Source organism: Flavobacterium pedocola, from assembly GCF_053764385.1.
This window is the reverse complement of sequence record NZ_JBSNCR010000027.1, coordinates 1-627: the sequence shown is the minus strand read 5'-3', so window position 1 is coordinate 627 and position 627 is coordinate 1. Positions and strand designations below refer to the sequence as shown.

Annotated in this window: 1 pseudogene; it reads right to left on the bottom strand. The window is 50.7% G+C overall.

The annotated features are described in order from the left end of the window. Nucleotides 1-627, bottom strand: a pseudogene (locus tag ACWPKD_RS15230) (hypothetical protein); the annotation flags it as partial.

Below are 627 nucleotides of genomic sequence, written 5' to 3'. Positions count from 1 at the left end.
ACAACATTCTGACATACCGTTTGGTTAGCTGTCGCTGCAGCTGAAGTAAGGGTAATAGCCGGTACTGCTGTAATCGTGATATTGAAAGTACTGCTTCCCATAGGGCCACAAGCAGTAGCTGGATACGTGTAGGTCACCGTATAGATGCCCGCCGTACTTGCCGCCAGATTGATTTCTCCTGTAGTTGTACTAACAAAAACCAAGCCTGCTGTGGAAGAATAAGTCCCTCCTGTGGTAAATCCGGCAACTCCTGTCGGTGTTGGATTTGCAGCATTCTGACACACCGGGGTTGGATAGCTGAATCCGGTTACAGGAACCATAGAAGGATTCACATTAATAGTACCCGTAGCCGTAGCTGCCGGGGCACATCCTCCCGTAGTGGTTACCGTATAGTTGAATGCACCTGCCACTGTCGGTGTTCCACTGATGGTGAACACCCCTGCGGCATAACTGCCCGTTACACCTGCCGGTAGACCAGCAACTGTAGCACCCGTAGCATTGGTCACGCTATACGTGATATTGGCAATCGCAGTATTCTGACATACCGTTTGGTTAGTTGTCGCTGCCGCCGAAGTTAAGGTAATGATCGGTAACGGGGTAACCGTGATAGTACCCGTAGCCGTAGCC